This window comes from Microbulbifer taiwanensis (assembly GCF_014904815.1).
Classification (GTDB): Bacteria; Pseudomonadota; Gammaproteobacteria; order Pseudomonadales; family Cellvibrionaceae; genus Microbulbifer; species Microbulbifer taiwanensis.
Map to the genome: position 1 here is coordinate 1 of NZ_JACZFR010000002.1, position 6,987 is coordinate 6,987.

General features: G+C 62.2%; 7 protein-coding genes. 4 read left to right on the plus strand and 3 right to left on the minus strand.

The features are described 5' to 3' along the window. Positions 1-382: 382 nt before the first annotated feature. Both IG627_RS00580 and IG627_RS00585 read left to right on the plus strand, forming a co-directional pair. Positions 383-694: a helix-turn-helix domain-containing protein gene (locus IG627_RS00580; RefSeq protein ID WP_319024454.1), complete on the plus strand. Its 312-nt coding sequence runs from the start codon at positions 383-385 to the stop codon at positions 692-694. 167 nt (positions 695-861) lie between these two features. Beyond that, on the plus strand, positions 862-2,841 hold the full coding sequence (locus IG627_RS00585; protein ID WP_193189203.1) for a S8 family peptidase: 1,980 nt from the start codon (positions 862-864) through the stop codon (positions 2,839-2,841). Between the two features lie 40 nt (positions 2,842-2,881). On the opposite strand, the gene IG627_RS00590 is transcribed toward IG627_RS00585, so the two are convergent. The 3 genes from IG627_RS00590 to rpiA form a co-directional block, all read right to left on the minus strand. Further along, positions 2,882-3,259 carry a DUF4168 domain-containing protein gene (locus IG627_RS00590; RefSeq protein WP_193189204.1) on the minus strand — a complete coding sequence of 126 codons (378 nt, stop codon included), beginning with the start codon at positions 3,257-3,259 and terminating at the stop codon, positions 2,882-2,884. Between the two features lie 216 nt (positions 3,260-3,475). Beyond that, entirely contained in the window at positions 3,476-4,105 is a 630-nt protein-coding gene (locus IG627_RS00595) for a transglycosylase SLT domain-containing protein (RefSeq protein ID WP_193189205.1), read from the minus strand. Positions 4,106-4,116: 11 nt separating this feature from the next. Next, the gene (gene rpiA, locus IG627_RS00600) at positions 4,117-4,791 is read right to left on the minus strand and encodes a ribose-5-phosphate isomerase RpiA (protein ID WP_193189206.1); all 675 of its coding nucleotides are present in this window, start codon (positions 4,789-4,791) and stop codon (positions 4,117-4,119) included. 205 nt (positions 4,792-4,996) lie between these two features. On the opposite strand from rpiA, the gene ilvA reads away from it, so the two are divergent. Continuing rightward, on the plus strand, positions 4,997-6,511 hold the full coding sequence (gene ilvA / locus IG627_RS00605) for a threonine ammonia-lyase, biosynthetic (protein ID WP_193189207.1): 1,515 nt from the start codon (positions 4,997-4,999) through the stop codon (positions 6,509-6,511). A 268-nt stretch (positions 6,512-6,779) separates the two neighbouring features. Then, positions 6,780-6,917: a hypothetical protein gene (locus tag IG627_RS00610; protein WP_193189208.1), complete on the plus strand. Its 138-nt coding sequence runs from the start codon at positions 6,780-6,782 to the stop codon at positions 6,915-6,917. Positions 6,918-6,987: the final 70 nt, after the last annotated feature.

Genomic DNA, 6,987 nt, shown 5'->3' on the forward strand with positions numbered 1-6,987 from the left:
AACAACAAGACCACCCCCCACAATGGGTTTTTTATCACCTCCCCGCCCGTAGGGAGCCCCCCAAATCGTCCACAGCTGCGTTGCCACTCTTGAAAAGGGCCTGCCATTTCCTACGAGCGGCGCCTAACTGTGAACAATTTGGGGGGCTCTGATAACCGCATTTAGCGTGATACAGGGCACCAATTATTCTGCTCGCAGCGTGTATCCGCTGATGTGGAATCCGGATTATGCGCAAAGCGGCCGCGAAAGTCAGGTTTGGGCGGTTTGTGGGGCTGGATCCAAGGCGCCGAAGCTGCGTCGAGGATGGCAGGTCTATGCCTGCCGCGACTCCGGGAGGTCAATGTGCTACAAATGGGATCTCCCTACTGACGTGAGATGCACAGTGACAACGGATCTTCAGCAGCAACTCAACCCCACCATCTGCCGCCGCATGCTGATCGCGCACCTGATCGAGCGGCTGCCGAAACCCAATAACCCGGCCCTGGAAGAGGCCACCGGCTGGCCGCGGCGCACGGTGCAGGACATTATCGCCAAGGGGCTGCCGGGCCACGGTACCCGGGTGGAATTCGTGCAGGAGGGGGTGCGCAACAACGACGGCTATTACGAATTGCGGGACTGGGGTTCCTTCGACCGGCATTGGGTGGAGAAACACCTGCGCGAAATCCGCGCGGTGCTGCAGCTTCCCCCGCTGTAATATTGCGGACATAAACCCGACCGCTTTTCGGACCCCTTCACACAGTTTCTGGGCCCAGGCGCACAGTCTGGCCAACGGGTCCAGTTTTCTTCGTACCGCTGTATTACCTTCCCGAAAGGTGTGAGTCATCACGCCTGTGAAAACAATTTCCCTCGGGAGGCGAAAATATGAAAAATAAATACCTGAGAATGACAGCGGTGTCATTGGCCGTTGGCCTGGCATGCGGCGGCGCCTGGGCCGCCGACGGCAAGCTGGTGGTGCGGTTCAAGGAGGTGGCTCACCCCTATGTCGAGCTGAGTTACGCCCAGCGGGCCGGCCAGCTGCGCGGCAATGGCAAGCTGAAGGCGCGCTTCCCGCTGCGCGCCGGCCGCGCCTCTCTTGCTTCGCGCGCCATAGACCGCAGCCTGGCCTACCGCAACTTCCGCCTGGATCGCTATTTCGAGATGCCGGTTCCCGCGGGTGCCGGCGAGGCGCAGATCGACAACCTGGTCTCCACCCTCTCCGGCAATGCCGATGTCGAACTGGTGTACTTCGAGCCAGAGCCGGAACCCGCCGCCGTTGCCGAGCCGGCCGCGGTGCCCGATTTCAGCGACCGGCAGGGCTATCTATACGACCGGGAGGGCAACCCGAATGACAGTTACGTTTTGGGCGGCGTGGATGCCCACTACGCCTGGACACTGCCCGGCGGCGACGGCAGTGGCGTGGATGTAGTCAGCAACGAGATAGGTGCCTTCAACAACAACCACGTGGATCTGCCGCAGCCGTTTATGGTGGTGGGCGACTATGTGATTGACGGCCACGATACGGCCAGTGCCGGCATCATCTCCTCCCTCGACAACGGCTTCGGCACCACCGGTATCGCCCACGGCGCGCGCCTGGGTTACGCCAAGTACGGTGTGGACCGCATGATCGAGGCCGCGGAGCAGCTGCCGCCGGGCAGTGTGATGCAAGTGGGTATTCACTACCGTCACGACAGCCTGGACCAGCACATCGGTTGCGGCAGCAGCTGCTATATGCCGCTGGACTACTACGACGGTCCCTACGACGCGGTGCGCTACATTACCCAGGAACTGGGGGTGCATGTGGTGGCCGCGGCCGGCAACGGCAATATCAATCTGGATCACAGCTATTTCAACGGCCGCTTCGATCCGGCCCGGCGGGATTCCGGCAGTTTCCTGGTGGGCGCGGCAGATCCGGCCAACGGGCTGCGCGCCAGTTTCAGTAACTACGGCGCACGGGTAAATGTGTTTTCCTGGGGCTGGAATGTGACCACTACGGGTTACGGCAGCCTGCACAACGAACCCAACGCAAAATACACGGCCACCTTCAGCGGCACTTCATCGGCGAACCCGATTGTCTCCGGCGCCGTGGCCAGCCTGCAGGGTATCGCCCGCGCTGCCGGCCTGGGGGCACTGGGCACCGGCGAGATGCGCGACCTGGTGAGCCTGACCGGTTATCCGATGCAGAATGGCGATGACACCGTCATCGGTAGCCACCCGGACCTGCGCGCTGCGGCCGATCTGTTGCTGGAGGGCACCGGTGGCAACCGGGCACCGCTGGTCTCAGTACCCGCCAGTGCAACCGTCGCCGAGGGCGAGAGTTTCGAGCTGGTTGCCGACGCCAGCGATCCCGATGGCGATCCGCTCACATACCAGTGGAGCGCGCCCGGCCTGACCCTGGTCGACGGCAGCGGTGCCAACGCGAGCCTGGTGGCCCCCCAGGTGGATGTGGATACCGGCTACACGGTCACCGTGGCGGTCAGTGACGGCACTGATACTACTTACGCCGAAGTGGCGGTGACCGTCGAGGACGCCGCCGCTGGCGGTTGCGAAATGGTGGATCCCAATGCGGGCAATTTCCCGGCCTGGGACAGTGGCACTATTTATACGGGAGGCGACCAGGTGAGTCACAGCCAGCTGGTATGGCAGGCCAATTACTGGACCCAGGGCAATGCGCCCAGTGCTGTTGCGCCCCAGTGGACGCTGGTCAGCGATGTGGAAGTGCCCTGGAGTGCGGATGCCACCTATAACGGCGGTGACGAGGTGAATCACGAGGGAAGGCGCTACCGCGCCCAGTGGTGGACCCGCGGCGATGAGCCGGGTGCGGCCGGTGTCTGGGTGGACATAGGGCCGTCCAGCTGTAACTGACGAATTTGCCGCGGTGCACTGGGACCGCGGCGTCTTCAATCTATTGCTGTGGCTGCCCCTGCTGCAGCATTTTATTGATTCTTTCCACCAGTGCCGGATCCGACTTGAGGCTGGTCGCTATCTGTTGATAGAGCTCTTTTGAAAGCCCGCTCTTTTTGATCGCATCGACCATCTTTCCCTGTGCTTCCCGGTTCAACGCCTCGGCTTCCTCGATATCGGTCGCGGCCTTGACCTTGGGGGCGTACTCGCGGCTCAGTATCACGATAGAGCGGTAGGCGTCGGCGAACTGCTGTAATTGTGGATCGCTGAAGGAAACCTTTTGTGCGGCGGTGACCTGGGCGGCATCCGTCTGCGCCTGGACGAATGGAACGGCTGCGAGCAGTGCCAGTGCGGTGAGGAAGAGAGCTGGAGTTTTCATTGTGCACCTCGAAAAAGTCAGAGGACGCTTTTGCTTCGGCGAGGGAGCACCCAGCGTCAGTTAGGGCTTGCCCGGATTCTGACAAAAGTCCGGGCCACAACTTCAGTCACCTGTGCAAAAAGGGACCGGTTGTCAGCTCAGGGTAGACACTTTCAGCGGCGCGTTGCGCCATTTGCCGCCAGCGGTGTGAATTTTTATCGACGGTGAACGCCGCTGTTAAAAGAGTCCGAGGAACTTCTTGCGTCTCTTCAGGGAAGCTTCGCAGCTGTTCAGCTGTCGCTGGTAGCTCTGGGCACGGGCGGAGACCTTGTGGGACACTTTCTTGAGCCAGGACTTGTTTCTAAATGTCCTCCTGTTAAAGCCACCCTGTCCCTCGTGGTAGGCGAGATAGAGATGATAGGTATCGTGGGGTTTGATACGGCACTGGCGCGCGCTGCTGTTGTTGTACCAGCCGACGAAGTCGATGGCATCGCTGAAGTCGTCGCGGTCGGCGCTGTAGTTGAAGGTGGAGCGCTGGTAGCCGCGCCAGGTGGTGCCCAGGGCCTGGGGATAGCCGTAGGCGTCGGAGGGGCGCGGGCCGGGAATAAAGCCGAGGATCTTGGTGCGCGGCGGGCGCGCGTCGTGCACGAAACGGGATTCCTGGTGCAGTATCGCCATCATGGTGGCCACCGACGAGCCCCATTTCTCCTCGGCGTCCTTGGCGTCGCCGTACCAGCCCTTCTTCTCGCGGAAGATGGAGCAGATATCGTCGGGATTGCTCGGCGGGCTGGTGGCGCAGCCCCCCGCCAGCACAGAAGAGGCGAGGAGCAGGGCGGTGAGGATCCGTTTGTTATTGTTTTTCCACATGGCAACACAACTTATTTGGCGGTAAAGGTCTTAACCCCGGAGGTGGTACCCAGCAGCAGTATGTCCGCCGGGCGCAGGGCGAAGATACCGTTGGTGACCACGCCGGTGATGTTGTTGATCGCCTCTTCCAGGGCTTTCGGTTCGGTGATCTTCAGATTGTGCACATCGAGGATGACATTGCCATTGTCCGTGGTCACGCCCTGGCGGTAGACGGGGTCACCGCCCAGCTTCACCAGCTCCCGCGCCACCAGGGAGCGCGCCATCGGGATCACCTCCACCGGCAGCGGGAAGTCGCCGAGAAGCGGCACCCACTTGCTCTCATCGGCGATACAGACGAATTCGGAGGACACAGCGGCGACGATTTTCTCCCGCGTCAGTGCGGCGCCGCCGCCCTTGATCAGCTGCAGCGCCGGGTTGGCCTCATCGGCGCCGTCCACATAGCACTGGATGCCGTCGACGCTGTTCAGGTCGTAGACCGGAATGCCGTGGGACCTGAGGCGCTCGGCGGAGGCGTCAGAGCTGGCCACGGTGCCGTCGAACTGTCCCTTGATCTCCGCCAGGTAGTCGATAAAGAAGTTGGCGGTGGAGCCGGTGCCGACGCCGACGATGGAATCGGCATCCAGTTTGGGGGCGATATAGTCCACGGCGGCGCGGGCGGTGGCCTTTTTCAGTTCGTCCTGAGTCATTCTGTGGAATCTTTCCTGTGCAATTATTTGTGTATGTCCGCCGGTTGGGCGAGAAAATTTCGCGCGAAAGCGGCTTTCTGGTAGCAAAGATGCTGTCGTAGGATTAGACTGGTCTGCCGGTGTAGCGCCTACCCAAGCTTTGTCAGAGTGCATACTGAAAGCAGTCGCGCACAGAATTTATATCCGCTACGGCCACCGAAACGCCATGCCCAAGTCCTATATCAAGCGCATTTTAGACGCGCGCATTTACGATGTCGCCACCGAGACGCCGCTGGAGCCGATGCGCCAGCTGTCACACAGGTTCAACAACCGCATTCTGCTCAAGCGCGAAGACCTGCAGCCGGTCTTCTCCTTCAAGGTGCGCGGCGCCTACAACAAGCTGTTGCAACTGCCCGCCGAGCAGCGTGCCCGCGGTGTCATCGCCGCCTCCGCCGGCAACCACGCCCAGGGGCTGGCGCTGGGTGCGGCCCAGCTGGGGGTGCGCGCCACCATAGTGATGCCGACGACGACGCCGCAGATCAAGGTGAATGCGGTGCGCATGCGCGGTGCCGAGGTGGTGTTGCACGGCGACACCTTCGACGAGGCGGCGGCGCGCGCGAAAGAGCTGGTGGCCGAGCGCGACCTGACCTTTGTGCACCCCTACGACGACCCGGACGTGATCGCCGGCCAGGGCACCGTGGCGATGGAACTGTTGCGCCAGCATTCGGGCAACCTGGATGCGGTGTTTATTCCGGTGGGCGGCGGCGGCCTGGCGGCGGGTATGGCCGCCTACATCAAGTATGTGCGCCCGGAGGTGAAGGTCTACGCGGTGGAGCCGGAGGACGCCGCCTGCCTGAAGGCGGCGCTGGACAGCGGCGAGCGGGTGCGCCTGCCGCAAGTGGGCTTGTTTGCCGACGGTGTCGCCGTGGCGCAGATCGGCGAGGAGACTTACCGCGTGTTGCGGGAGACGGTGGATGGCGTTCTCACCGTGACCACCGACGAGATCTGCGCGGCCATCAAGGATATCTTTGAGGACACCCGCTCCATCGCCGAGCCCGCCGGTGCCGTGGGTCTGGCGGGCCTGAAGAAATTCATAGAGCAGAGCGACAGCCGCAACGCCGCCCTGGCCACCGTGTGCAGCGGCGCCAACACCAATTTCGACCGCCTGCGCTATATCAGCGAGCGCACCGAGATCGGCGAGAAGCGCGAGGCGGTGCTGGCGGTGACCATTCCCGAGCGCGCCGGCAGCTACCTGCAGTTCTGTCGCGACCTGGGCGACAGGTCAATCACCGAGTTCAACTATCGTTACGCCAACAGCGGCGAGGCGCATATTTTCGTCGGCCTGCAGGTGGCCGCGGACGCCGATCGACGCCAGCTGGTGGAGAACCTGGAGGGCGGGGGCTACCGGGTGACGGACCTGACCGACAACGAGATGGCCAAGCTGCATATCCGCCATCTTGTCGGCGGGCGCGCGCCGGGCCTGACCGACGAGGTGGTCTACCGCTTCGAGTTCCCCGAGCGCCCGGGTGCCCTGCGCAAATTCCTCGAGCAGCTGGCCGGGCGCTGGAACATCACCCTGTTCCACTACCGCAACCACGGTGCCGCCTATGGTCGGGTGCTGGCCGGACTGCAGGTGGCGCCAGGGGAGCGGGAGCAGCTCAGGGAGTTGTTGAACCAGCTGCAGTTCCCCTACTGGGATGAAACCGACAACCCCGCCTACCGTTTCTTCCTCGCCAGCTGATGGATGCGGTGGGGCGCGACTGGCAGTCGCGCCCCGCCAGGCAGGATAAAGTCGCCGTCTCGTAGACCAGGGCGGCAAGACTGTCTAACTTTTTTGCGCAAAAATGCGACAAATGTCACAAAAAGCGCCCGCCTTCCGGTTACTATTTCGCCGTTCTTAAAGTATCTTCTCAACTGTGGAACTTCTGCGTTAAAGCGAATCTAACGCGGGGTGAAGCGCTGATAACAAGGCACACAACAAAAACAGCCGATCTTACAGGATGGTCCCCATGAAACCCGATGCACTGACAATCGCTGTGGTTGTCTTTGTCGCGGGCGTACTGTTGAGCAGCACCGGTCTGACCGAGGTTTTCGCCTCGGACCCGGAACCGCCGGCGGCTCTGCAGCAGGGAGTGGTGACTCGCTAGTTTTGAAACCTGGCGCACTGCTTCCACCCGCAAGCAAACGAAAAAGGCCGAACGCCAAGCGTTCGGCCTT

Excerpts from the sequence above, each read along its gene's own strand:
- IG627_RS00585 (WP_193189203.1), top strand. The coding sequence starts at position 862 with ATGAAAAATAAATACCTGAGAATGACAGCGGTGTCATTGGCCGTTGGC.
- IG627_RS00590 (WP_193189204.1), bottom strand. The coding sequence starts at position 3,259 with ATGAAAACTCCAGCTCTCTTCCTCACCGCACTGGCACTGCTCGCAGCC.
- IG627_RS00595 (WP_193189205.1), bottom strand. The coding sequence starts at position 4,105 with ATGTGGAAAAACAATAACAAACGGATCCTCACCGCCCTGCTCCTCGCC.
- rpiA (WP_193189206.1), bottom strand. The coding sequence starts at position 4,791 with ATGACTCAGGACGAACTGAAAAAGGCCACCGCCCGCGCCGCCGTGGAC.
- ilvA (WP_193189207.1), top strand. The coding sequence starts at position 4,997 with ATGCCCAAGTCCTATATCAAGCGCATTTTAGACGCGCGCATTTACGAT.
- IG627_RS00610 (WP_193189208.1), top strand. The coding sequence starts at position 6,780 with ATGAAACCCGATGCACTGACAATCGCTGTGGTTGTCTTTGTCGCGGGC.